This is a genomic window from Streptomyces sp. NPDC058401 (assembly GCF_042722885.1).
GTDB lineage: Bacteria > Actinomycetota > Actinomycetes > Streptomycetales > Streptomycetaceae > Streptomyces.
This window is the reverse complement of sequence record NZ_JBHXKA010000009.1, coordinates 68,307-92,573: the sequence shown is the minus strand read 5'-3', so window position 1 is coordinate 92,573 and position 24,267 is coordinate 68,307. Positions and strand designations below refer to the sequence as shown.

The 24,267-nt window shown below is 70.6% G+C and carries 17 protein-coding genes; 6 read left to right on the top strand and 11 right to left on the bottom strand.

The window, feature by feature from the left end; all coding sequences use genetic code 11:
• Positions 1-93 precede the first annotated feature (93 nt).
• From ACFWNV_RS05360 to ACFWNV_RS05350, 3 genes are all read left to right on the top strand, one after another.
• Positions 94-654, top strand: a complete 561-nt coding sequence (locus tag ACFWNV_RS05360) for a hypothetical protein (RefSeq protein ID WP_383940813.1) — start codon at positions 94-96, stop codon at positions 652-654.
• A 68-nt stretch (positions 655-722) separates the two neighbouring features.
• Positions 723-1,250 carry a hypothetical protein gene (locus tag ACFWNV_RS05355; RefSeq protein WP_383940810.1) on the top strand — a complete coding sequence of 176 codons (528 nt, stop codon included), beginning with the start codon at positions 723-725 and terminating at the stop codon, positions 1,248-1,250.
• Between the two features lie 507 nt (positions 1,251-1,757).
• Entirely contained in the window at positions 1,758-2,699 is a 942-nt protein-coding gene (locus ACFWNV_RS05350; RefSeq protein WP_383940807.1) for a virginiamycin B lyase, read from the top strand.
• Between the two features lie 108 nt (positions 2,700-2,807).
• Here the strand turns inward: ACFWNV_RS05350 and ACFWNV_RS05345 are convergent, their stop codons facing one another.
• The gene (locus ACFWNV_RS05345; RefSeq protein WP_383940804.1) at positions 2,808-3,011 is read right to left on the bottom strand and encodes a cold-shock protein; all 204 of its coding nucleotides are present in this window, start codon (positions 3,009-3,011) and stop codon (positions 2,808-2,810) included.
• Positions 3,012-3,256: 245 nt separating this feature from the next.
• The gene (locus tag ACFWNV_RS05340; RefSeq protein ID WP_383940801.1) at positions 3,257-3,595 is read right to left on the bottom strand and encodes a helix-turn-helix domain-containing protein; all 339 of its coding nucleotides are present in this window, start codon (positions 3,593-3,595) and stop codon (positions 3,257-3,259) included.
• A gap of 942 nt (positions 3,596-4,537) precedes the next feature.
• Here ACFWNV_RS05340 and ACFWNV_RS05335 point away from each other — a divergent pair.
• Positions 4,538-4,930 (top strand): ATP-binding protein, encoded by a 393-nt coding sequence (locus ACFWNV_RS05335; protein ID WP_383940798.1) that lies wholly within the window; start codon positions 4,538-4,540, stop codon positions 4,928-4,930.
• 116 nt (positions 4,931-5,046) lie between these two features.
• Here ACFWNV_RS05335 and ACFWNV_RS05330 read toward each other — a convergent pair whose 3' ends face one another.
• The 6 genes from ACFWNV_RS05330 to cqsA all read right to left on the bottom strand — a co-directional run bounded on the left by ACFWNV_RS05330 (position 5,047) and on the right by cqsA (position 13,977).
• Complete coding sequence (locus ACFWNV_RS05330) at positions 5,047-6,561, bottom strand: MFS transporter (RefSeq protein ID WP_383940796.1); 1,515 nt, start codon at positions 6,559-6,561, stop codon at positions 5,047-5,049.
• A gap of 1,115 nt (positions 6,562-7,676) precedes the next feature.
• Positions 7,677-9,104: an SDR family NAD(P)-dependent oxidoreductase gene (locus tag ACFWNV_RS05325; RefSeq protein WP_383940793.1), complete on the bottom strand. Its 1,428-nt coding sequence runs from the start codon at positions 9,102-9,104 to the stop codon at positions 7,677-7,679.
• Positions 9,105-9,163: 59 nt separating this feature from the next.
• Entirely contained in the window at positions 9,164-10,783 is a 1,620-nt protein-coding gene (locus ACFWNV_RS05320; RefSeq protein WP_383940790.1) for a prenyltransferase/squalene oxidase repeat-containing protein, read from the bottom strand.
• A 174-nt stretch (positions 10,784-10,957) separates the two neighbouring features.
• Positions 10,958-11,890 carry a terpene synthase family protein gene (locus tag ACFWNV_RS05315; protein ID WP_383940787.1) on the bottom strand — a complete coding sequence of 311 codons (933 nt, stop codon included), beginning with the start codon at positions 11,888-11,890 and terminating at the stop codon, positions 10,958-10,960.
• A 74-nt stretch (positions 11,891-11,964) separates the two neighbouring features.
• Positions 11,965-12,357: a lipocalin/fatty-acid binding family protein gene (locus ACFWNV_RS05310; protein ID WP_383940784.1), complete on the bottom strand. Its 393-nt coding sequence runs from the start codon at positions 12,355-12,357 to the stop codon at positions 11,965-11,967.
• Between the two features lie 441 nt (positions 12,358-12,798).
• Entirely contained in the window at positions 12,799-13,977 is a 1,179-nt protein-coding gene (gene cqsA / locus ACFWNV_RS05305) for an alpha-hydroxyketone-type quorum-sensing autoinducer synthase (RefSeq protein WP_383940781.1), read from the bottom strand.
• A 145-nt stretch (positions 13,978-14,122) separates the two neighbouring features.
• Between cqsA and ACFWNV_RS05300 the strand changes: the two genes are divergently transcribed.
• Positions 14,123-14,680 carry an EF-hand domain-containing protein gene (locus ACFWNV_RS05300; RefSeq protein ID WP_383940777.1) on the top strand — a complete coding sequence of 186 codons (558 nt, stop codon included), beginning with the start codon at positions 14,123-14,125 and terminating at the stop codon, positions 14,678-14,680.
• Positions 14,681-15,070: 390 nt separating this feature from the next.
• Here the strand turns inward: ACFWNV_RS05300 and ACFWNV_RS05295 are convergent, their stop codons facing one another.
• Both ACFWNV_RS05295 and ACFWNV_RS05290 read right to left on the bottom strand, forming a co-directional pair.
• On the bottom strand, positions 15,071-15,451 hold the full coding sequence (locus ACFWNV_RS05295) for a hypothetical protein (protein ID WP_383940775.1): 381 nt from the start codon (positions 15,449-15,451) through the stop codon (positions 15,071-15,073).
• Between the two features lie 861 nt (positions 15,452-16,312).
• Entirely contained in the window at positions 16,313-17,341 is a 1,029-nt protein-coding gene (locus ACFWNV_RS05290) for a hypothetical protein (protein ID WP_383940772.1), read from the bottom strand.
• Between the two features lie 375 nt (positions 17,342-17,716).
• On the opposite strand from ACFWNV_RS05290, the gene ACFWNV_RS05285 reads away from it, so the two are divergent.
• A complete protein-coding gene (locus ACFWNV_RS05285) occupies positions 17,717-17,920 on the top strand; it encodes a hypothetical protein (RefSeq protein ID WP_383940769.1) in 204 nt (67 codons plus the stop codon).
• Between the two features lie 119 nt (positions 17,921-18,039).
• Here the strand turns inward: ACFWNV_RS05285 and ACFWNV_RS05280 are convergent, their stop codons facing one another.
• Complete coding sequence (locus tag ACFWNV_RS05280) at positions 18,040-23,604, bottom strand: FAD-binding protein (RefSeq protein WP_383940766.1); 5,565 nt, start codon at positions 23,602-23,604, stop codon at positions 18,040-18,042.
• Positions 23,605-24,267: the final 663 nt, after the last annotated feature.

The following is a 24,267-nucleotide window of genomic DNA, read 5'->3' as shown; positions in this document are numbered from 1 at the left end:
GACCGGCGCGGCCTCGCCGGGCCTCCCGACGGCACAGTGCGACCGGTCCACCCACCCGGGGCGGCCGGGAAGAGAACCCGAAGGAGCTCCGCCATGCACCTGCCCCTGACTGCCACACGCCGCGCCCCGCGCCGGACGCCGATGATCGCCGCGCTCCTGCTGGCCTGTGCCGCCGTGCTCGGCCCCGGCCAAGCGGTGGCGCACGCGGACCCCGTCTCCGTCACCTGCACGGGGAGTTCGGCGATCACCTACTCCCCGGGCCTGACGTTCACGCCCCGGACGTCGACGTACGCCGAGTCCGACGCGTACAGCTCCTGTCTGTCGTCCGACCCGACGCTGACCTCCGGCAGCGCGTCGGCCTCCTACACCTCCTCGTTCTCCTGCCTGGGCCCGCTGAGCGTGTCCTCGGACTCCCACTACACGGTCCACTGGAACAACGGGCACTCCAGCACCTTCGACCTGGACTACACCGACACGATCGTCGCCGGGGTCGAAAACGTCACCGCGATCGGCACCGTCACCTCCGGCGACTTCACCGGCGCGAGCGCCACCTTCGTCTGGCTCTACACCGCGCCCAGCCCCCTCGCCTGCCTCACCACCACCGGCTTGACCAACCAGACCGGCACCGTCACGGTCACCATCCTGGGCACCTGACCACACCCCCCGATCCCGGCCGGCCCGCTCCCGGGTCCGCCGGGGGCGGCTTGACCGAAGGAGTACGCGTGAAGCGCCTGTTCACCCTGCTGACCGCACCGCTGATCACCGCCGCTCTCCTGCTCTGCGGCGTCACGCCCGCCACCGCGGCCGGCCTCGACGGCACCTGCACGGCCACCATCAACCTAGGGTTCACCCCGCCCGTGACCGGCGTCCTGCTGCCAAGCCCGGCACCGGTCACCCACGGCACCGGCAACGGCACCATCACCACCTGCGTCATACCCGGCGGTGGCGCCACCACAGGCACCTTCACCTACGACCTCACCGGCAACCTGACCTGCGTCACCGCCCAGAACATCACCGGCACCTTCGACATCACCTGGGCCGACACCACCACCAGCCACGCCACCGTCACCGGCCTCATCCCCGGCGCGGGCGGGGCACTGGCCCTGGCGGCGACCATCACCAGCGGACGGTTCACCGGCGACCAGATCACCGTCGCCAACGTCCGCGACCCCGCAGCCCTGCTCACCTGCCTGCTGTCGGGCCTGTCCAGCGCCACCGGCATCACCAGCCTGACCTTCACCTCCCCGTAGAACCGGCCCCGGTGCAACGCCGGGGCCGGAACTCCGGTTTCTCTCCTCCCTACAGCAGCTCGCTGACGGTGCAGCGGGCGTACCCGCTGCGCTCGGCGACCTCGACGGCTCCCATCCCGCGGCACGCGCCGGCGGGATCGCCGCCCGCAGGCTCTTCGCGGCGCCGGCCCCGCAGCCGTCGAGGCGGCCCACTCCGACTCCTCCGCCCTTCACCAACGCCCGGCACCAGCCGCCACCAGGACCGAGCGAAACGGCTGCTCCCCATATCGCTCCGCCCGGACCTCTACTGCCAAAACCCGGCCGGATCCTGCCCGAGGGCCTCCTCGGTACCGCCCAGACGGGAGCGCGTGCACGATCGTGTCCAATCTTCACTCCAATGGACGCCCCCGCGAGTGAAAGGTGGATCTTGGGTGGATTCGGGTCGCCGGACTGCGCTTCGCTGATGCCGGTCCCGGATCCGGGACCGGCGCTGGCAGAAGAGAGAGACCCGTGAACGTGGGAACGATCATGCGTGGCAAGAAGCAGACCGTCGCATCGCTGGGAGCGGCGATGGTGCTGCTGTGCGCTTCGCCCGCCTCGGCGGCGGTGACGTTCACCGAGTACGCCGTGCCCAACGGCGCGGTCGCCATCACCAAGGGCCCGGACGGCAACCTCTGGTACACGATTCCGGGCTCGGGGAAGATCGGCAAGGTGACCACGGCGGGTGCGGTCACCGAGTACCAGGTGCCCACCTCCAACGCGGGCCTGACCGACATCGCCGCCGGCTCGGACGGCAATGTCTGGTTCAGCGAGGACACCGGGCACAAGATCGGGAAGATCACCCCCGCCGGGGCCATCACCGAGTACACGGTGCCGACCGCGCCGAACTCGCCTGAGGTCAATCGCATCACCGCCGGTCCGGACGGCAACGTCTGGTTCATCGACGCCAGCAACTACAAGATCGGGAAGATCACCCCCGAAGGGGCGATCACCCAGTACCCGATCTCCTACTACCCGATGGACATCACCGCCGGCGCGGACGGCAACCTGTGGTGGCTCGCCCCCAACAACGCCGGCGTCATGAAGACCACCACCGCCGGGGTCACCACCAAGTACACCCCGGCCAACATCACCTGGCAGTCCTACATGACGGGAATCACCGCCGGCCCCGACGGCAACGTCTGGTTCACCGCCTACGGCGCCAACAAGGTCGGCAAGGTCACCCCCGCCGGAGCCATCACCCAGTACAACGTCGGCGGACCCGCCGAAATCGCGGCCGGGCCCGACGGCAACGTGTGGGTCACCAAGAGCGGCAACAAGATCGCCAAGATCACCCCCGCCGGGGCCGCCACCGACTACCCCGCGCCCACCGCCGGCGCCAACCCCGAACGCCTCACCACCGGCCCCGACAACAAGCTGTGGGTCACCTACTCCGGCGTCAACAAGATCGCCGCCGTCACCACCAGCTGACCACGCCCACCGCGCGCCGGGTCCTCCGGGAGCCAGGCGGACCGGTACCGGGCAACACCGGTCCCGGTCTGCCCGGGGCGTGGCCGTACGTCGGTGCGGAGGAGGCGGTCAGGCCGGGTTGATGTTCTCGGCCTGGGGGCCCTTCTGACCCTGGGTGACGTCGAACGTCACAGTCTGGCCTTCCAGGAGCTCGCGGTAGCCCGAGGAGTTGATCGCGGAGTAGTGGGCGAAGACGTCCGGGCCGCCACCGTCCTGGGCGATGAAGCCGAAGCCCTTCTCAGCGTTGAACCACTTCACAGTTCCCGTAGCCATATCCATGCCTTCCAGTCGACGAAACGCCTCCCGCGCGGTGCGGAAGGCGGAGGTGATCGCCCTGGTTCCTGCGGCACTGCACAGCAAAACGCCCACGCCGAGGCGTGGGCAAAGGGAACTTCCGAACCACGACAGCTGACCAAACGCTACACGCGAACAACACCCTGTCACCAGGGAAAACGACCGGGACGCCAAAGACTTAGGGGGCCCGGGGCCCGCCGGTGTGCGGCGGGCGCGGGACGGTCTCAGGCCGCTGCCGCGGGCTTCGCCGAACCAGCCGCTTGGCGGTGTCCGGCGTTGATCCGCTGGGCTTCTTCGAGCTGGTCCTCAAGGATGACGATACGGCAGGCGGCCTCGACCGGGGTCCCGTGGTCGACGAGTTCCCGGGCTCGGGCGGCGATGCGCAGCTGGTAGCGGGAGTAACGGCGGTGACCGCCGGCGGAGCGCAGCGGGGTGATCAGGCCGGCGTCCCCGATGGCGCGGAGGAAGCCCTGGGTGGTGCCGAGCATCTCGGCGGCCCGGCCCATCGTGTAAGCGGGGAAGTCGTCGTCATCGAGACGGCCGAACGAGTTATCTGCGGTCATCGCACCTCTTTCTGGAAGACAGAGGGGCCCTGGTGCCTATGGCACCAGAGCCCCGAAGGAACTGACTACACCATCTACCGGCCCTGGAACTGCGCCGGCCTTCTGTATCCGCCGACCCGACTGGAAGGCTGTCGGGAGTGCGGGGATCGCGGTTGCTTGACCGGAGACCACCTCACAAACGATGTCCTGCGGTACCCGGACTCAGAATTCCGCCCGGGCGATCCTGATGGCGCCCAATCCCTCCGTTCATCCCTCGGATGATCAACTACCTACCACTGGGTAATGCTGGTACTGCTCCACTCAACTGCTGGTAATGCGAACTGCTTGTACCGCGCGCGGCCTGACCGAGCACCACGCCTTCGGCAGCCAGCCCCGTCGCCTGTCCTGCGTCTGCTCTGGCTTAGAACCCCACTGCCGGACTTCCCGGTGCGCGCGTCCGCAGCCGACGCCTTCACCGAGGTGCTGCTCACTGACTTCACTGCTGGGTACTGCTTCTACCGCGGGTACTGCGTACTGCACTTACGGGTACTGCCACCTGCGTTAACCACCGCGGTACCGCTCGTGGCGGCCCCTGATCACTGCGGGCCACCCGGTCCGGCCGTCAGTCCCGTCGCCGTACTGGAACTGCTCTGGCTTCGACACTCCACGACCGCACCGTCCTGCGTCCTGCAACTGCGGGTAGTGCGTGTACTGCTGCCCGGCAGTACATCTCTGCCAGGCCCTGCTGTCTTCCTGCGGTTACGAGAGAAACCATAACCACACCACCACCCAATGTCTACTCCAGTCAGGACAGATTTTCGTTCGCTCGACGGAGAGATAATCGACCACGGGCAGCGTTGGAGTCCGCTGTCGGAACGCGACAGCCATCGCCGGGTTGATATGCGCAGGCCAGGGCAGAAGCGCCACGCAACCGGGGCAGGGGATCAGAGATCAGGTGACGTGGTGGACACGATGCGCGTCACCGTGGGACCCGTCTGCTCCGCGGCCTCCGTCGCAGTCGCACGGGAGAGCACTCGGCGCTTCCTCGGAGAGCTCCTGCCGGCCGTCGCAGGCGAAGTCAGGGATGTGGTGGTCCTGGTCGTCTCCGAGCTCGTCACCAACGCCCTGCGCCACGGCGGCGGTGCCGCGACGCTGGACCTGACCGCGCACCCTGACAGCATCGAGGTCGCCGTCCACGACCACAGCTCGCAGGCACCGCGGATGCGTACCCCCGACCTCGTCGACGGCACCGGCGGATTCGGCTGGCACATGGTCAACAGCCTCGCCCACCGCGTTGCCGTCGCGCCCGCCCCCGAAGGCGGCAAGACCATCACCGCCCTCCTCCCCCGCACATAGCCACAGCCCGCCGACGGGTACCCGCCGCAAAGCAGTCGGCAACCGTTCCAGGTCGTGCCCGGCCTGCGCTCGCGCACGACCTGGAGCGGTGCCCATGAACGTGGGCGTTCGTGCGGTCAGCCGCGTCGGCGGTCTCCCGGGCGCGGCAGCAGGAACGAGGTCGCGAAGGCCAGGGCCAGGAGGCCGACCCCGCTCCACAGCGTGCTCGTCATGGTGGCGGTGTAGGCGCCCGGGGACGTGCCACGGCCGAGGGAGGAGAAGAAGACGGTGCCGAGTGCTGCGGTGCCGAACGCGCCGCCGAGTTGCTGGACGGCGGTCAGGGTGCCGGAGGCCGTGCCGGTCTCCTCGGGGTCGACGGCGGAGAGCACGGTGTCGAAGAACGGGCCCATCACCAGGCCCATGCCCAGACCCGCGATGAGCAGGGCGGGGGTGAGGGACCAGATGGTGAGCGTGGTTCCGGCGAGGTGCAGGGTGAGCACGAGGAGGCCCAGGCCCAGCGCCATGACGGCCACCCCGGCCTGGATGACCTTGCGGCCGAGGCGTTCGACGACGCCGTGCTTCTCGGCGATCTGGATGACGGCGAAGCCCAGGATCATGCCGAGGGACCAGGGCAGGCTGCCGAGGCCCGCGTGGAGCGGCGAGTAGCCGAGCCCGGCCTGCAGGAACAGGCTGAGGACCAGCGAGAAGCCGGTCAGTGCGGCGAAGATGACCGCGCCCACGACCAGGCCGCCGGAGAAGGCCCGCTTGCGGAACAGGGCGGGCATCACCAGCGGATCCCCGCCCGCACTGGCCTTGCGGACCTCGTAGCGGCCGAAGAGGGCGAAGAGGGCCAGGCCGCCCGCGATGGAGGCGAACGTCCATGCGGGCCAGCCCAGTTCACGACCCTGAACCAGAGGGAAGATCACGAGGAGCGCGGCCGCAGAGGCCAGTACGACGCCTACCAGGTCGAGGCGGGGCGGGACCGCGTGGCGCGACTCCGGGAGGAACTTCCAGCCGCCGATCAGAGCGAGGAGACCCAGCGGCAGGTTGACGGCGAAGATCGTGCGCCAGCCGGCACCGAAGAGGTCGGCGTCGATCAGCACCCCGGCCAGTACCGGCCCGCCGACGGTCGCCAGACCCAGGACGGGACCGAACATGCCGAAGGCGCGGCCCAGCTCGTGGCCGTCGAACATCTCCTTGATGATGCCGAGGCCCTGCGGGATCAGCACCGCGCCGAACAGGCCCTGCAGACCGCGCGCACCGATCAGCATCCCGGACGACACCGAGACGGCGCACAGCATCGAGGCCGCGGTGAATCCGGCGGCGCCGATCAGGAACATCCGCCTGCGGCCGACGATGTCGCCGAGCCGGCCGCCGGTGATCAGACCGACCGCCATGGCCAGCGCGTACGCGGCGCCGAGCCACTGCATCGTGGACTCGCCGCCGCCCAGGTCCATGCGGATCGAGGGCGCCGCGATGTTCGCGACCAGGGCGTCGAGCATGTCCATGGCCTCGGCGACCAGCAGCACGGCCAGGGCTACCCAGCGCCACCGGTACGGCGTGGTCGGTTGCCCGGGAGGCTCGACAGGCTCAAGAGCGGAGAGGTCGGTGGCGATACCGCCGCCCACGCGAAATTCAGACAGGTCAGCCACGGCTGTCCCTTTCTCAAAATGCTGACAGGAGAAAGAGACGCACCGGGCACTACCAGGAGAAACCTGGTGTGCTGAGAGCAAAGACTCCGCCCGGACTAACCAATACCGGGAACCGTGTTTTCGCGCGTCACTACCCGTCCAAAATAGCAGAGGCTCTCCTCGGCCCCCGAGCACGTCCTCGCCACCACGGCGGCCATGGAGACCATGGATCAAGCTGTCAAAACCTCGCGGCTACCACCCGCACAATCGCCCGCGCCCGACGTGGAGACCCCATCGGGGCAGGCCCTGAGCCGGGCCTTGGCCGCGCCGTCCAGAGCCGTACGCCGAGGTCGAGGTCGTGGTTGGCGGGGAGGGCCAGGCCCTGGGTCAGCGGGCCCCAGTAGCGGCGCGCGCCCTCGGACACCACCGACTCCCGGGCGGGAACGGGAGCGGGCGCCGGTCAACGGAGCGGCCGCAGGAGCGGGCGCGGGCGGCGGACCGGGAGCCGCAGCGGCCCGGATGCGGGTGCCGTCGTCACGGCGGGGCACAGGGCGTCGCCCACGGGCCTGCGCGATCCGCGCGGTCGCGACCTCACCCGATCCCCAAGGGCGCCGGCGGCTACGCGCATGGGTGAGGTGGCTGCCCGGCCAACGCCGGCCCGGCCGCGTGCGCACGCTCATCAGGTTGGGTCACCTCCACGCCATGGTTGTGGAGGCGGTCCGTGGCTGCGCCGCCAGTCCAGGCCGGGAAGGCGGGTACCATGCCACGGACCAGGTCCTCGGGCACCGTCGTGCCGACCCGCCCCGCGACCGGTGCCCCCGCATCCTTATACCCGCCGCCATCGCTTCGACGAACCGCTCGCCGATGGCGGAAAACCTCCCCAGCTTCGGCCACGGGACCCTCAGGCTGCCCGGCCCCTACGCCCGACCCGGCCCGAGCCGGGCCCGAGCCCGGGCCGGGCGCAGGGGCCGGCCGGTGGTCAGGGAGTGTAGGTCGGGCCGTTCGCGCCCCGGACACCGGCTGCGCCCGCGGTGCCGTTGGCGCCGTAGTAGGCGTGGAAGGAGTCCCACCCCGCCCGGGCTGCCGGTCCCCCGGGCGACCAGATAGATATCGGGCGTGCGGTGCCTGCTCGGGTGCTATGACGGGCGGCTGTCCGGGGCGGCCGTCGCGGGTATGGGGGTGTTGTCGGTGGTGGGGCTGAGCCGGAAGATCCTCAGGTGGCGTCCGGAGCGGTCGGCGTAGTTGGTGTAGGGCGGCCAGACGGCGAGGAGTTGCTGCCAGGCGCGGTCACGGTCGTCGCCGTCCAAGAGGTGGCCGGTGACGGTGGTGGTGCGACCGTCGCGGATGACGGTCGCGCGGGGGTCCGCGATGAGGTTGGTGCTCCAGGCGGGGTGGTGCGGCTGGCCGAAGTTACTGGCGACGACGAGGAGGTCACCGGTGGATTCGGTGGCGTAGAGCAGGGGTGAGCGGCGGGGCTGTCCGGTCTTGCGGCCGGTGGTCTGGAGCATGAGGGTGGGCAGGACGGCGGAGAACAGGGTGGCGCGCCCTGCGGTGAGGGTGTGGATCGCGCGGTCCAGGGGCGGGGAGATGCGCGTCATGGTGTTGGCCACGGCCCGCTGGGCTCCGAAGGCTGTCAGGAGGCGTCGTGCGCGGGAGGGCTGCCCGGCGGGCTTTGGGGCGGGGCGGGGTGTGCCGTAGTCGTTGCGGGCGTTGCCCAGTGCGCCGCTGAGGTGGGCGAACAGGCCGGGGGTGAGGGCGTAGGCGCGGTAGAGGGCCGGCAGGTAGCCGGGTATGTCGACCTGGGAGCGGCGATGGCGCAGGCCGTTCAGGACCGCGTTGGCGACCTGCTCGGGGGTGGTGGTGGGGAGGAAGTCCGCCAGGCGCGGGAGGCGGTGGGAGGGTACGTGGCGGTGGAAGAAGTCGGTTCCGACCACGACCCCCGGGCGTACCAACAGGGCATGGACGGGAGTGCCGGCCAGTTCCAGCTGCAGGATCCGGGTGTAGCCCTCCACTGCGGCTTTCATCGCGGCGTACGCGGCGGAGGGGCCCTTGACGAAGACCTTTCCCGCTGAGGAGCCGACGTTGACGATGTGCCCCGTCTTGGCGGCGTGCATGAGGGGCAGGACTGCTTTGACGGTGTGGACCATGGCGTCGTAGCCGACACGCATGGTGCGCCCGGCGTCCTCGACCGTCGTGTCCTGGACGTCGGCCCATTGGATGTAGGCGGCGTTGTTGACCAGGATGTCGATGCGGCCGTGTGCGCGGTGGGTGTCGGCGATCCATTGCTCCGTGCCGGGCCGGTCGCTGATGTCGAGTTCGTGGAAGGTGATGCTGCCCGGGCCGGGCAGGGCGGCCGTCTGTTGGGTGGCGTGGGCGAGGTTGGTGGCGGACACGTCGGCGGCGTGGACGCTCGCGCCGTGCGCGGCCAGGGCGCGGGCCAAGGCCAGGCCGATGCCGCCTGCCCCGCCGGTGACCAGAGCCACCTTCCCGCGCAGCCAGAGGTCCGGCGGAGCCGGCCGGGCGGAAGCCGGAGCCGAGGTGGGGGTGGTGGGCGGGGTGGGCACGGTGTCCTCCGGGATGCGTGGGCGGTGGGCGTTGCGGTCAGCAGGTGGGGCGTTGGGTGTCAGTGGAGGCTGACGCCTTGTTCCGCGTGACGGACGGCTGTGGGCGTCCGCTGGTCTGGTTGCGGTGGTATGGGGGCGAGGCGGCGGGTGAGGTGTCCCAGGGCGAGTAGGGCGAAGGTGTCGGCCAGGGCGGGGACGGTGAAGGCGAACGGGCGTGGGCCGATCGAGTCTGCGGCGCTCGCGATGGACCCGTCGGGGCGTTGCTGGGTCAGCAGGTAGGCGGCGCCGCGGGCGGCGGGTCCGGCGGCATCGTGGCGGGTCAGGGTGATCAGGGCGTAGGCGGTGCTCAGGGCGTCGCTGGCGTCGCTGTCCAGGCGGCCCCAGCCGCCGTCGGCGTTCTGGGTGCGCAGGACCAGGCGGATGGCCCGGTCGGTGATGCGCTGCCCGGCACTGCCCGGGATGCTGCGGTGACCGGTGGCGGCGAGGGTGGCGCGGAAGATGGTGTGGTGGCGGCTGCTGCTCCAGTCCGGTGGGAAGGAGCCGTCGGGGTGCTGCTGGGCGGCGAGGAATTCCAGGGCCGCCTGCACGGCGGTGCGCTGTGGGGGGCCTTGCGTTGTGAGGGCGTTGGCTGCGGCCGCGGTCATGGAGGCTTCCGAGGGGGCGCCGGCCAGGTAGGTAGGAAAGCCGCCGTCGTGGCCGCGTAACGCGTGCAGAGCGCCGATCGCGCGCTGGACGGGTGCCCGGTGGGTGCCGGGGCCAGTGAGGTGGAGCATCTCGGCGGCAACCGCGGTGCAGTCGGTGTCGGCAAGTCGGGCGTGCTCGGTGTAGGACCAGGAGCCGTCGGGGTGCTGGAGGCGCAGCAGGCGCCCGGCTATGGCGTCAAGGACCGGGCCCGGAGCTCCGGCGGCGTGCAGGGCGACTCCTGCGGTGGCGGTGACCCAGGTGTCCTCGTCGCAGATGAACGGCATCCCGCCGTCGGCGCGCTGGTGCTCCAGCGCGGTCCGTATCCCCTGGACGACCAGGTGGTGCTGGCCGGGCAGCCGGGCAAGCGCGTGCAGGACGGACAGGTGGATCAGGAGATTGCCCTCCCACACGGTGTTGGCCCGCTGGGTGGAACGCAGCAGGCCGACATCCCGCTCGTCAATCAGGTAGGGGTGCCCGTGAGCATGGGCCAGGACCGTTTTGACGGCCGTGACCTGGACTTGTGCCCAACTGTGCAGCCCGCGGTGGGAGAACGCCTCGGGGTCCGGGAGCCCGGGCTCCCGAGCGGCCCCGAGCAGCAGGAGGATTGCCTGCAGGAGTGCGCGTTTGCGGGGGCCGGTGAAGTCTGGTGCCTGGGCGAGGAACCGCTCCATGTCCGGTAATCCGGCCGGGTCCGGCCGCCGGTCCAGGGCGGTCCGGGCCAGCAGCCGGTCCATCGGATCAACCGAACTACGGTGCGCGGCAAGATAGTCGGCCAGGCGGTGCCGCGCTGCGGGTGCGCGGTGGGTGCGGTCGAGTAAGGCCAGGAGCAGAACCGATTCCAGGACGCGGCTGTGGCAGGGGGAACGCAGTGCTCCGTCGGCGTCGATCCGGTTCTGGATGTGGGTGCGCAGCCGCAGGGTGGCGGGTCCCAGGCCGGCGGGGAATGCCGCGGGCGGCCAGTGGGGCTGGTCGTCGGGGAGCGGGGCGCTTCGCATCGGGTCCGTTTCGGCTCGGCAGGATCAACTCCGGCCGCGCGCCCCGCCGGCGGATATGGCTGTCTGGGCGCGCGCCCGGGGGCGCGTCCCCGGGTACGTACCCAGTGCCGCACGGATATACGACTGATCCGATGATCTTGTGGCGCGTCAGTTTCCGGTGGGGCCGTCTGCCCGTCAGGGGGCCGGGGTGAAGCGTCCGGTGCAGGCCAGCCAGCGCAGGGTCGCCGTCATGAACGTCTCCACCAGGCCCACATAGCGGTGCAGTTCGGCGGCCTGTCCGTCCGGCAGACCGGACGCCGTGCGCAGTATGTGTACGGTGGCGAGGAGACGCATGCGGCGCTGCTCGATCATCTCCGCTACATGCTCACGGGCCTGGGCAACGGGCCAGGACCGTTCCCGGGCCAGGACCGTCACCAGATTGTCCTGGCCGGCGGCCAGGTCATCGGCCACCGAGGCCAGATCGTTCGCCCAGCCCGCGACATCCGCCACCGCCCACCGCAGGTCCCGCACCTGCGCGTCCACCCGGGGATCCTCCACCAGCGGGGTATGGCCGGTGCGTTCCAGTACATCCAGCACGGGCAGCAAGGTGATCGTCCGGCGCCGCAGCCGCAGATACGCTTCCAGGCCCAGGGGCACCTTGTCGCGGCGCAGTGCTACCTCCTGCGCGGTGGCGTCCAGGAAGTCCCCGTAGTCCGCGGCGAAACGCTCCCGCCACCGGCCCGGCATCCCCTCGGCGGTGCGCTCCCACAACTGCGCCAGCACCACCGCGTGAGGGGCCGTCGCCCCGGGAGGCGGGCCGCCGCCGTCGAGGACCTGGCGCAGCGGAGCGGTGAACCGCTCCAGCTCACCGGGGCGCGCCCCCAGCGAGTGCCGGTCGATGCGGTCGTCCACCCAGCAGACGAACGCCGCCCACTGAGCCGTCAGCACCACATCCGCCTCGGCGCCCTGCGGGAGGGCGCCGGCGGCCAGCACGTCCAACCGCATCGCGGCCAGCCGCCGCTCCTGACGATCATCCGCAACCAGCCCGGCGGCCCTGGCCCACGACAACACCGCCTCCACCACCGCAGGCTCCGTGAGAACCGGAGAGTCGTCCGCTATGCCAGTCACATCTCGATCCTGTCAGAGCACCGCCCGCCAGCCGGGCAGATCGGACGCTCCGAGCGCGGGTGCGCAAGCGATCGTCAGACCCGCTTGTAGGTGCGGTTGGACACTACGCCGCCGGCCTCGAACTTGGCGATGAGTGCGTCGCCGTTGAAGGTCCGGGTGATGGTCGCGTTGAGGTTGTCCAGCTTCTGCGTCTGGATCAGCCTGTTCCCGTCGCGGACGAAGGTGGTCTGGCACTTGCGTCCGTCGGCGGTCTCCTCCGTGAACTCCTCGCCGAGAGTGAAGGCCAGGTCCGTCGTCTTGAACGTCGTCACCGTCTTCAGCGTCAGGTTGTCGCCGTTCTCCGTCAGCTCCACGGTCGGCTTCGAGGATGCCGCCAGCTTCCGCGTCGCGAACCCGACCCCCACCGCCTTCAGGTACTCCTCGAAGTTGTCGCTGCTGGTCATCTCGTACTTACCGGCGAAGCTCATCGTTCTCCTGCGCTACGGGGATCCCTACCGTCCGAAACGTAGCCGCCCGGGCAGCACGCCCACCCAGGGCGACCCGATCGCGCCACCCAGCCATGCGAAATGACGCGAACCCGGCTGCTAGTTCTGGTGCCATGAAACGCGGCCCTCAAGCAACCCACCGCGTCGCCAACCCGTCACTGTCCAGGCCGCGGACCGACCGGCGCGTTGCCAGCCAGGACACCGTGCGGGCCCTCCACCACGCGTACGTCCGCCGCGCCCCTCATCCCCGCAGATCCGCACCTACCCAGGCCAGCCATCGCCTCGGACCGGCCAGTGGCCTTCCGGACCGCCCCGTCGTTCGCGCAACAGAGCACCCGCCGGCCGCAGCGGACGGTAACGGCAAGAACGGAGTGCGCAGCATGGAGAAGGAGCCTGAGGTGGGCAGGGTGCCTGTCAAGGGCTTCAGTTCGGGGCGGGCGCGTAGCGGCGCACGCAGGTGGTGACAAGGTGCTCGACCTGGGCGTCGGTGAGTGCGGCGTGGAGGGAGAGACGGACCAGGGAACGGGTGCGGGGGGTGGCGGGAGGGCAGAACACGGAGCCGAACACTCCGTCCCGCTCCAAGGCGTCCCGTAGCGACATGACCTGCTGTTCGTCGCCCGCCACGAGGGAGAGGATGTGGCTGCGCGAGCCGTTCAGGTCGAGGCCGGCAGCGCCGAGTTCCTCGCGTACGTGCGCGGCGATGGTGTGCAGGCGGGTGCGGCGCCAGGTGTCCTCGCGGATCAGGGCGAGCGTTTCGGTGAGGCCCGCGAGGTCGTGGGGTAGCAGGGTGGAGCTGAACACCGCGGGGTGGGAACCCATTTTGAAGTGGTCGGTGAAGTCCTCGTCGCAGGAGGCGATGAAGCCGGCCCGGCCGGCGAAGGCCTTGGAGAGGCTGGCGGTACGGAAGTGGATCCGGCCGGTGAGGCCGAGTTCTGCGCACATGCCTTCGCCGAGGCGGCCGTGGGTGCCCAGGGAGTGGGATTCGTCGACGACCAGGACGCAACCGTGCTCCCCCGCCAACGTCGCGGTCTCGGCAAGGGGGCAGGTGCTTCCGTCGGTGCTGTACACGGAGTCGACCAGGATGACGCCTGGGCCGTGGTCGGTGATGCGGCGGCGCAGGTGGTCGGTGTCGTTGTGCCGGACGCGGTGGAGGGTGGCGCCCGCGATGCGGGCGCCTTCCCACAGGGACATGTGGGCCAGCATGTCGATGTAGACGGGGGTGCCGGGCCCGGCCAGGGTTTGGAGGAGGCCGGTGTTGGCGGCCCACCCGGACTGGCACAGGATCCCGGCCGGGGAGCCCATGTGCGCGGCGAGTTCGCGCTCCAGCCGTAGCTGAGGGTGGTCCCCGTGGAGAAACACCCCGGACATCAGGGCGTCGGTTCCGTGGGTGTCCAGGGCTTCGGTCATGGCCTTGACGATGCGCGGGTGGCGGGCCAGGGCGAGGTAGTCGTTGTGGTTGACCATGACCGCGTCCGGGCCGGGCAGGCTGCCGTGCAGGGGGTGGCGCCCGTCCCAGTCCCGACGCACGCGCTCCATGTGGCGCTCGATCCCGCGCTGGAAAGACTTGGGAAGGCGCGGGTCCGGCGTGGTGGTGGGTTTCATCTGCTGCGTGAACCTCCTATCCCGGCGGGTGGTCAACTTCTCTTTCCGGAAGCCGTATCAAAGCAGATGGCCGATCGTTTCCTCCCATGTGATCACCATCGGGTGATCTTTGACCCCATGCGGGCAGAATAAGAGGAGAAGTCTCATGGATGCTGCTAACGGAGTGCTGGATGTCAAGCTCGGCCGTGCCTTCGCCCTGCTCGACGTCGACGCCGACGGCGACCTGCGCGAGGAAGACCTGCTGGCCCTGAGCAACCGCCTGGCCGGGGCATTCGACCTGAGCGGTGACGCCACGAAGATCGCCCGCCTGCGCCAGGCATTCACCCAGCTGTGGATCCACGACCTGTCCACCATGGACGCCGACCGCGACGGCGTGCTCGACCGGGCCGAATTCATCGCCGGGATGAAGAAGGCCGCCGCCAACGACCGCGAGGGCATCCTGCAGCGCCTGAGCGTCATGGTCGATGCGTGGATGGACATCGCCGACACCGACGGCAACGGCCTCATCAGCGAGGACGAGTTCCAGACCATGTACATCAAGTCGCTGGGCGCCTCCCCCGCCGACTTGAAGATCGCCTTCGCCAAGCTCGACACCGACGCGGACGGCAGCCTCCGCCGCGACGAAATCCGCCGTGCCACCGAGGAGTACTACACCAGCGAAGACCCCCAGGCCCCCGGCAACTGGCTCTTCGGAAACCTGTAACCCGGGCCCGTCACACACCTGGGCTCCCCGCAGCTTCCCGCCTGCCGCCAGCAGCCGACCACTCCCTCGCGGGCCTGCAGCCCGAAGGTACTGGCGCAGGCAGCCACCAAACAGTCGGCCTGTCCCTGTCAGCGGGCCAGGCCGACCGGCTCACTGGTGACCGGCACTGCGCCGCCCTGCCGGATCAGCGCCGCACAGCGAAAGAGCGTCTCGATGAACGCGAAGATCGCATGATCACGGGAAATCGGGAGTCCCAGGACGGGCGGCGGTGCTGCGGACCATACTCGTGGCCATGATCACTCTCCGCCGAGTCTCGCCGCCGTCGGCCGGGGCGGCGGCCAGGACGGCGGCCACCGCCTGGTCGAGGCCTACACCCGCCGCGTGCGCGGTCTATGACTTGTTCGCCAGCCAGACCTCGTCGGCGTCGTTGACCCCGACAATCGTGTCTCCGTCGTAGGAGATCTGCTTGAGCCCACCCGCGATGCGGCCCGTCGCCGCGAGACCAGCGGTTGCCGAAGCGTTCCCGACGCTGACAATGACTGCGTAGGCTCGGGCCAGCTCGGCCAGTGCGGCCGATGCCTGTCCTGCCGACTTCTCCACGACGTGCTGGGCTTCGGCGCCGATGGCGGCCAGAAGGGCGTCGCGGGCTTCAGTCGCGGCGGGCGGCTGGACTACCTGGACCTGGACCTGGATCTGGGCCGGGATCTGCTGCACGCCTTCTTCGGCGGCGGCGTGGGACTGGTCTTCGCTACCGGTGGGCTGGTCAGCCACGACTGTCTCCAGGTGATGAGCACAGAGTTGTTGGTCATGATCAGCATTCCGCGACGGCCGAGGACCAACAAGGGCAAGTTCACGCCACCAGCAGTTTCAAGCGGCCATCCCTGCAACCGGCATCCCGCGAGATCACCCCCAGGCGAAATGAGCGGGCTGGTCCGGGCGCAGCGGCACGTGCCGGCCCGGGAGCGCGGCCAGGTCCCGGCGACGGGCCTGGGTCTCGCCCCGGTCCGGTCGCACGTCGGGGAACGCAGGCGCCCCTGCGAGGTAGACCGGGAGGCCGGCCTCGACAAGGTGGCGGGCCGCGGCAGCCGGACCCTGACCGAACCGGGAACGTCCGTCCAGGCGCAGCATCTCCTACCTCGCCGTCCCGGCCCTGCAGAGTGCGGACTGGCGTGATGCCGTCCCCCGCAGGTCAAGGCGGCCTCAAAGGACGTCCGGGTACGCCGCCGTGTGAGGCCGGTCGCCCCGCACGGCTGTTCACGGCGTACCTGTCAGCGCCGGGGTGGGACGGGTGGCCGGCGGCCGGCGGCCGGTAAGGGCTTCGGCCCGATTCTTGGGAGGTTCCGCGATGTCGGCGTAGTCGCCGCGGGCGACGGACTGGAGCAGTCCGCAGAGCGCGGCGAGTTCCCCCACCCGTCCGGCTGGTGTTGCGAGGACGTCCGTGAGCTCGTCCCGTACGCGGGCCGCGACGGCGGGGACGCGCAGTTGTCTCCGCCGTCGCGGAGCAGGAGATCCCGACGGTGGGCGGTGCCCCGGGGGCGCGGGAGGGGGTCGCGCGGTCCGCACGGCCCTCCCCGGGTAAGCGGTCTCCGATGGCGTTGGAGCGTCACAGCCCTCCGCGCGGCCCTGCGGTGGTCAGGCGCTGTAGGTGTACCTGTCGTACTGCAGGCCGGAGGCGTAGAAAGTGGCGACGGTCAGGGTGGTGCCGTCGAGGGTGGCCGCCTGGCTGAGGACCTTTCCGGCGGCGTCCTTGGGGGTGTGCTGCAGGACGGTCCAGGGGCCGGAGCCGGTGGCGGGCTCTTCCAGGATCCACTGCTGTCCGGCGCCGGCGACGACGGCGATCAGCTGTCCCTGGGTCGGTCCAGGCAGCAGGACCGGACGCACCGAGGGGTAGGCGTTGGGGGCCGGCTGGCCGAATGGCAGCGGGGCCGGGCCGCTCCAGGTTCCGGCGGTGTTCTGCTGGACGCTGAGCAGGGTGCCGTCCGGGGCGGGGAACATCCCGATCAGGGGGTAGTTCCTGGCGGGTGCGACGGCCAGTGGGCCGGTGATGTTGTTGGCGGGGTTGGTGAAGGCCGACCAGGCTCCGTTGGGCGGGGTCTGCTGGATCATCCAGAGCTGGGCGGCGGTGTTGACGTGGAGGAAGGCCTGCAGGCCGTCGGCGGTGGACGCCGTCGCCAGCACGCGGACGTTGCCGCCGCCGATCTTCTGGGCGGGCGGCCAGCCTTCGGCGCCCGGGGCGGTGGCCCACGTGTGGTAGAGCACGCCGTCGGTGCCGGTGAGGTAGAGCTCGATCCGGCCGTCGGCGATGCGGCCGACCGCCGGGTCACCGAGCAGCAGTGCCCCGGCCACCCAGGCGGGCTTCTCCCAGCCGGTGTGGTCGGCCTTCTCCCGCAGGTACATCAGCTGGTTGCCGGGGTCCCGGTAGAACACGGCCATCCGTCCGTCGGCCGCCGCGGCGGCGACGGGCGTGCCGGCGGTCTTGGCCTGTGCGCTGACGTAGGTGTTGGAGGTCTTCGTGCTGTCGGCGGTGATCCAGCCGGTGTAGACCAGGCCGTTGGTGTTGGAGGCGATCAGGATACGGCCATCGGTGCCCTTGGCCATGGTCATCTGCGGGGTGGGCTGGGCGGTGGTGATGGTGCCGACGGACGAAGACGTGATCTTCATGAGGCTCCTGTCGAAGGCGGCCGGCGAAGGCCGGGCCGGTGCAAGCCTCCTCCGACAATCACTTTTTGTCACCACGTCATCACCGTCCAGAATCGGACAGGCAGTCCAGCGGCAGGCCGTGCGCGCCCGCTGACCGGCCGTGCCGGTGGGGGCGACGCGGCATGTGGGCCGGGAGGTTGCCTGCGCCCCCGGTCGCGCTGCGGCCGTCGGTGCGCCAGGCCGGGCCCCGGCACGCCTGGTGCTGCCCGGCGGCACTTTACGGCCAATTCGCCGGAGGGCCTGGCCGGTTCGCCTGTTCAGGCCCAGGCTGCGTACGTGCCGTGCCAGCGTGGACACGGAAGGTCGCCTCACGCGGCTCCGCTGACGCGGGGTCACATGACGTGGGACCCCGCCGTGTTCGGTACGACCGCGCCGGTGGGGATTCAGGAGCCCGTCCCCGGGCTCCGACCGCGGCACGTCGGCGGCAACACCGTCTCCGTCGTCGATCCCGCCACCAATACCGTCACCGGGTCGATCACCGTCGGCTCCTCCCCGCGTGACATCGACCTGGGGTCCGGGGCCGGGGCCCGCTCGGCGTAGGTGTCTCCGCACCGCAGGTGGCCGGGGCGCACAAGGGCTGGCGGCCGGTGGGTGGTTTTCGCCACCGCGTACCGATCTCCCGTTGCTGGCCGTCGGCCCCCAACAGGCCAGCCACACCTTCAGGTTGAAAAGAGTGACTGCCAAGTCGCCCGTCGCGGTGGTCCTGTGAGCATGTGGTGCTGTCCACTGGGATGGTGCCGCGGGGGTCCGTCCGTGGAGCGGGTGCCGGCTGAGGCCTGTGGCTGAGTGGGGAAGGCCGGCCGGGAGGGGGCTCGGACGGCCTGGGGGAAGTCGAGCACCTGGTCGGGGTCGTAGGTCGCCTTGACCTTCTGTAGCCGGGGGTAGTTGTCGGCGTAATAGGCGTGTTCCCAGCCCAGGAGTTCGGGATCGGTGTCGTTGACGTAGGCCCCGGGGCCCAGGTGCATCTGCATGGCTGCGTGGGTGTTTCGCATCGAATCCAGCCTGGCGGCGGAGTCGGAGGGCGGGCACGTCCGGGGCCATGTGGTGATGTATTGAAGGACTGCCAGGGCGTTTCGGTGGGGAAACGCCGTCGCGCTGCTGGTCATGTCGGCCACGGCGCCTCCCAGGGAGTCGAGGTAGAAGCCGCCGGTGGCGCCCAGGCGGTGGAGGTCGTCGATGCCTGCGATCAGGGTGGCGGTGGCGGCTTCGGTCATGGGGGCACGGACGATGTGCGACTTCCCGGCCCAGGCCATCCGGTCGTCGCCGCCGGGGGCGCCGCCCGAGTCGTTGTGGGCCCCCGGGTCCGTGAAGGCAGGGGCGGGCCAGGCGGATTCGGAGTGGGTGGCGCTGTCGCGCAGGGGGTGGTCGGTGACCATGGCGGATTCGACGTAGCTGCCGGGTGTGACGGTGATCCGTTTCGGCGGGCGTCCGACGGCTGTGATCAGGCGGTCGATCTCGCGGAGAAGCGAGGGGGTGCCGCCGATCCAGGCGCCGTGCACGATGGGTTGGGAAGGCCCGCTGCCGTCGAGCAGGATCCGTACGTCGCAGGAGACCTCGCGCGGTGTACGGGGGTCGATGATCCAGTGCTGCCATCCGCGCAGCGCGCTCGCCATGTCGGCGTGCGCCCACTGGATCTGGAAGTGCGCGAACGAAAGGCCGGTGATGTCGACCGGTTGGAACTCCAGGGCCGTGACGACGCCGAAGTTGCCTCCGCCTGCGCCGCGCAGGGCCCAGAACAGTTCGCGGTCGGGATCCTCGGGTGCGCAGGTGAGGTGGCGCGTGCATCCGTCCGGGGTGACGATGGTCGCTCCGATGAGCCGGTCGCAGGACAGTCCCCAAGCGCGGGTGAAGGCGCTCTTGCCACCGCCGAGGGTCAGGCCTGCGACCCCGACCGACCCCCACCGTCCTGCTGCGATCGCCAGGCCGGAGCGCGCGAGGGCCTGTCCGGCGCTCGTGCTGCTGACGCCGGCGCCCAGGCGCACCCTGTCACGTGAGACGGTGATGCCGTTCAGGGCGGCGACATCGATCACCAGCCCCGGGGTGGTGGAGAAGCCCGCGTAGTTGTGGCCACCGGCGCGGACGGCGGTCGCCGTGCCGGTCTCGGCGGCGTAGGCCAGGCACGCCGCGGCGTCGTCCTCGTCCGCGATGCGGGCGATGGCTGTGGGCATGACGACGTCGTAGCGCTGGTTGTGCAGCACCCGGGCCTTGTCGTATTCCGGGTCCCCCGGGCGCAGGAGCCGCCCACGAAGCCTTCGTGCCAGCCGGGTGAGCTCCGCGTCGGTGCGCTGGCCATGAGCCCGGACGGTGGGACGCGGTCCGGTGGGTGTCGTGGCCGTACCGGTGGAGGAGGTCGTGGCCGGGGTGAGGGCCTGGGGCTGGGTGAAGAACCGGTCCGGGTCCGCTGCGGCCTTGACGCGTTGCAGGCGGGGGTGATTGTCGCCGTAGTAGGCGCTTTCCCATGCGTCGAGTTCGGGGTCCATGCCGTTCACGTAGCCACCGGTGCCCAGGTGGGGGTGCATGGTGCTGTGGATGTCACGGAGCCACTGCACGCGCTGTTCGATGTGGGTCTGCGGGGTGAACTCGTGCCAGTAGGAGTGGTACTGGACGACACCGACCGCCGACCGGTGAGGGAAGGCGGTGGCATCCGGAGCCACGTCGTTGACCGCCCCGCCCATGGAGTCGATGAGCAGCCCTCCGGCTCCGGTGACGCCGCCCAGCCGGTGGAGCCGGTTGACCGCGGCGACCATGGCGTCGGCTGCCGCCGGGGTCATGGGCCGGCGGACGATCTGCGATTTGGCCGCGAAGGCAACGCGGGGCCCGATGGTTCCCCCGCCCCACCGCTCCGGTTCGGCTGCCGCCTGGACGTAGCTGACGGGGTGGGTGACGCGGTCGCTCTCGGGCCTGCCGACGGCGGCGACCAAGCCGTCGAGGAGCGGCTGGACTGCGCGGGGGGTGCCGATGAAGGTTCCCGTGACGACGAGTTCGGAGGGCGCGCCCCTGTCGCTGAGCTGTTCGATGGCGGTGCGCAGTTCGCGCGGCAGGTTCGGGTCGGCGTTCCAGGCCGTCCATCCCTGGATGAGGGCGGACATGTCCTTCATGGGCCAGCGCATGACGATGCTGGTGAAGGCCATGGCGCTGATGTCCACCGTGGTGTAGTCCAGTGCGGTGACCACGCCGAAGTTGCCTCCGCCGCCGCCCAGCATGGCCCAGTAGAGATCACGGTCGGCACCGGAGGAATGAGCGCCGACGCTGCGGAGTTGCCCGTCGGCGGTGACGATGTCCACGCCCGTGAGGTGGTCGATGGCCAGGCCCCAGGACCGGGTGAAGGCGCTCAGGCCGCCGCCCAGGGTCGCTCCGGCCACCCCGATGGAGGGGCAGCGCCCCAGTGGCAGGCCCGCTCCGGATGCGGCCAGGGCCAGGTGGGCCGCCATCCCCAGGGTTCCCGCGCCCAGCCTGACCCGGCCGTCGCCCACCGTGATCGAGTTCAGTTCGCGCAGGTGGACCACGAGGCCGGGACCGGTGGAGTACCCCGCGTAGCTGTGGCCGCCTGAGCGGATCGTCAGCTGTACGCCGCGCTCGCGCGCGAAGGTCACGCACGCGGCGACGTCCTCGGCGGTGGCCGGGTAGGCCACGGCTTGCGGGCGCACGTCGTCGTAGCGCTGGTTGACCACGAGCCGTGCCTGCTCGTAGCCGGCGTCGTGGGGCTCCAGCAGCGTTCCGCTCATGCTGCCGTCGAGGGCCGACCAGTCCACGGGGCTGGGGGCTCGGCCGCTGGACCGGGTCCTTCGGTGGGGCGCGGAGCTCGGCGACGGGGCGGCCGGATCGTGGGTGAGGGAGGCTGCGGTGAGGAGGGCCGGCAGGGTGTGGAGGGAGGCCAGGACCGGAAAGTCGAACGGCAGCGGGCGCGGGCCCGTCTGGTCGGGTACGGAGGTGAATCCGCCGTCGGAGTCCTGGTGGGCCAGGAGGTAGCGGATCCCGCGGCGGGCGTACGCGTGGTTGCCGTGGCGGGCCAGGACGGGCACTGCCTGCGCCGTCGACAGCACGTCGCTGGAGTCGTCGTTCTGCCGGCCCCAGCCTCCGTCGGCGTTCTGCACGGCCGTCAGGTGTGACACTGCCCGCGCGGTCGCTTCGGTGATCCGGGCGGCGAGGGAAGCCGACGGCTGCGGGACCGCGTGCAGGGCGTCGAGCGCGCGGAGGATCCCGCTGGACTCGCTGATCGTCCAGCTGCGCTCGAAGGTTCCGTCGGGTCGCTGGGCGTCGAGGATGAACCCGGCGGACCTGGTGAGCATTGCGTGGTGCCGCCCGGTGGGGGCGAGTGCGAGGAGGGCCCCGGCGGTCATGTCCAGGTCGGGCGCGTCGCCGCGGACCCAGGTCGGGAAGCCGCCGTCCGGCCCGGCCATGGCTTCCAGGTACCGGGTGGCCCGTCGCAGGTGGGAGGCGTAGCGCTCGGGGGCACGGGCCTGGAGGAACTCCATGCAGCGGGTGGTGGTGTCGAGGTCCGTCTGGGACATGGCGCTGGCGAACGGCCAGCCACCGTCGGGCGCCTGCCAGGAGGCGACGAACTCGGCCATCCGGCCCGTGAGCGGGCGCAGCCGGTCATCGGCGAGGAAGGCCAGTCCGGCGACGGCTGCGAGCCAGAGGTCCTGGCTGTCGAGAAACGGCAGGCCTCCGTCGCGGTTCTGAGCCAGCGTCATCCTCAGAATGCCGTCGTCCACCACCGGGTGGCCGGGGCGGAAGCCGCGAACGGCGTGCAGGGCGAGCAGGTGGGTGGTGGCGCCGGCCTCCCAGAACAGCCGGTTGCGGCCGGAGTCCAGCGAGTCGACCAGCCGGTTGCGTTCGGCTCCGGTCACCATGTGCGGGTGGCCTGTCGCCCGGGCGCAGATCGCTCGGATGGCGAGGAGATTGACATCGGTGTACGTCGTGATCCGGTCCGGCGGCATCGGCGGCAGGAGATCGTCGTCCGTCATGGGGGCGTCGCACAGCAGGTGAAGCACGGCCTGCAACATGGCGGCTTTGAACCGGCCGCGCCCGCCGGTTCCTCGGTTCAGCCCTCCGGCAAGCTCCGCGACGGCCTGGCCTGCCCGTCCCGCTGTTTCGGCGGGGTGGAGGCAGGCATCGATCAAAAGGGCGTCGACGGGATCCGCGCCCGCCCGGCGTGAGCGCAGGAACGAGGTCAGCTGTTCCTGCTGGGGCTCGTGCGTCCGTGCGGCGCGCAGGAGGGCAAGGAACAGTGCCGATTCGAGTACCCGGCTGGCGCACCGGTCGGTCACCGCTCCTGCGGGCGAGACGGCCAGTGAGAGAAGCCGGGTGAGGCGCTCGATGCTCCTCGGCACGTCTGTCGGTGCCTGCCCGGGGCCCTGCCAGGGACCCAGCCAGGGGCCGAGCCATCCGGTGGCCGGACCGAAGGGCGCAGGATCGTTGCCGGCCCACTCTGACCTTGCCGGTCGGGCGGCATCGGGGGCGGCTGCCTCGGGGTCGTTGCGTCGTGTTTCCCCCTGCCAGGCCAGGGCCCCGTCGAGGAAGGAGCGGATCCGATCGACCCGTGTACTCAGACCTGCAGTGTGCGGGCCTTGAGCGAGTGCGGCTGCCGCTGCCGCGTCGAAGGCGTCCATGCGTTCGCTGATCATCGTGCGGGCGATCGCGGCAGCCTCGTGGTGGGTGCACCGGCGTTCGCGCGCGAGGACCGAGACGAGGTTGTCCTTTCCTTCAGCGGATTCCCGTTCCGCCGACGCCAGGTCGTTGGTCCACGCGACGAGATCTGCGGTGGCCTCGCGCAGACTCTCCAGGTCGCCCTCCTCGCCGGACAGCCCGCGCTCCACCAGAGCGAGCATCGGCAGCACCGTGATGGTGTGCCGGCGCATCTCCACGTAGCGGGACAGCGCGAGAGGGGTGCGCCTGGTGCGCAGCAGGGATTCTTCGCAGGTGGCGTCGGCGAAGTCGCGGTAGCGGGCGGCGAATCGCCCGGCCCATTGCGGGCTGGTGGCCGGTGTCGAGCGGTTCCACAGGTCCATGATCGCCCGCACCGCGGGAATGGACGGATCGGATGTGGCGGCCGACCCGTCTACTACGGAGACCAGGCAGTCCATGAGGGCCCGTACGTGTGAGGGACTGCCGTTGCCCGGTCCGCGGTCGAAGCTGTCGTCGACCAATGCGATGAAGGCACCCCATTGTGCGAGGAGTTCGAGTTCGGCGGGGTCCGCCCAGGGAGCGACGAAGCCGGCCATCCTTCCCTGCCCCATCCTCTCCAGACGCCGCGTCTCTTCCGGGGTCGTGAGCAGCCCCATGCGGTCGGCCCAGGCGCGTGCACGGCGCTCTGCCCGGTCCCATTGCCGGTTGCAGGTGATCGGTCGGTTCACGGTTCGCTCAACCTCGATGGAAGTTCGTGTGCAGTTGGACAGCAGCGGGACGGGCCGCCTTCGAGGGGCTGGTGACCGACCTCGTATCGTGAGCACATCGGTAGGGAGGCTGCCGGCCCCGGAGAGGGGTCACGTTGAACCGGCGCTGTGGGCTCGCCGGTTCACCCGGATTGACACCGCGCTCCACGGCGATCCTGGGCCGGGCTCCCTGAAGGCGGATCTGACCCGCTGGTGCGTGCCGGCGGCCCGGCGCTCCGCCGTTGTCTTTGGCGGTGTCGCGACCGGTGCCTCGCCCGACAATCTCGTGAACAGACGGCGGTCCACGCCGGCTTCCTTCGTGATCTCCCGCAGAGCTCATCGCACCGCACTGGAACAGACCTGGAACGGCCTCGACACCGGACCTCGATGAGGGGCCGACCGCATCGTCAATCGCCCCTCCGCCACTCCGCCACTCCGAAAACCGACCGCAACAGACTCGCGGCACACCCCCGTTACCGCATCGGTTTCGGTGGACTCCCCTCCGCACGGGGT

Coding starts and splice junctions, on each gene's coding strand:
- ACFWNV_RS05350 (WP_383940807.1), top strand. CDS start 1,758: ATGCGTGGCAAGAAGCAGACCGTCGCATCGCTGGGAGCGGCGATGGTG.
- ACFWNV_RS05310 (WP_383940784.1), bottom strand. CDS start 12,357: ATGAGCTTCGCCGGTAAGTACGAGATGACCAGCAGCGACAACTTCGAG.
- ACFWNV_RS05340 (WP_383940801.1), bottom strand. CDS start 3,595: ATGACCGCAGATAACTCGTTCGGCCGTCTCGATGACGACGACTTCCCC.
- ACFWNV_RS05290 (WP_383940772.1), bottom strand. CDS start 17,341: ATGAAGATCACGTCTTCGTCCGTCGGCACCATCACCACCGCCCAGCCC.
- ACFWNV_RS05345 (WP_383940804.1), bottom strand. CDS start 3,011: ATGGCTACGGGAACTGTGAAGTGGTTCAACGCTGAGAAGGGCTTCGGC.
- ACFWNV_RS05320 (WP_383940790.1), bottom strand. CDS start 10,783: ATGCGAAGCGCCCCGCTCCCCGACGACCAGCCCCACTGGCCGCCCGCG.
- ACFWNV_RS05300 (WP_383940777.1), top strand. CDS start 14,123: ATGGATGCTGCTAACGGAGTGCTGGATGTCAAGCTCGGCCGTGCCTTC.
- ACFWNV_RS05285 (WP_383940769.1), top strand. CDS start 17,717: ATGACGTGGGACCCCGCCGTGTTCGGTACGACCGCGCCGGTGGGGATT.
- ACFWNV_RS05280 (WP_383940766.1), bottom strand. CDS start 23,604: ATGGCCGGCTTCGTCGCTCCCTGGGCGGACCCCGCCGAACTCGAACTC.
- ACFWNV_RS05360 (WP_383940813.1), top strand. CDS start 94: ATGCACCTGCCCCTGACTGCCACACGCCGCGCCCCGCGCCGGACGCCG.
- cqsA (WP_383940781.1), bottom strand. CDS start 13,977: ATGAAACCCACCACCACGCCGGACCCGCGCCTTCCCAAGTCTTTCCAG.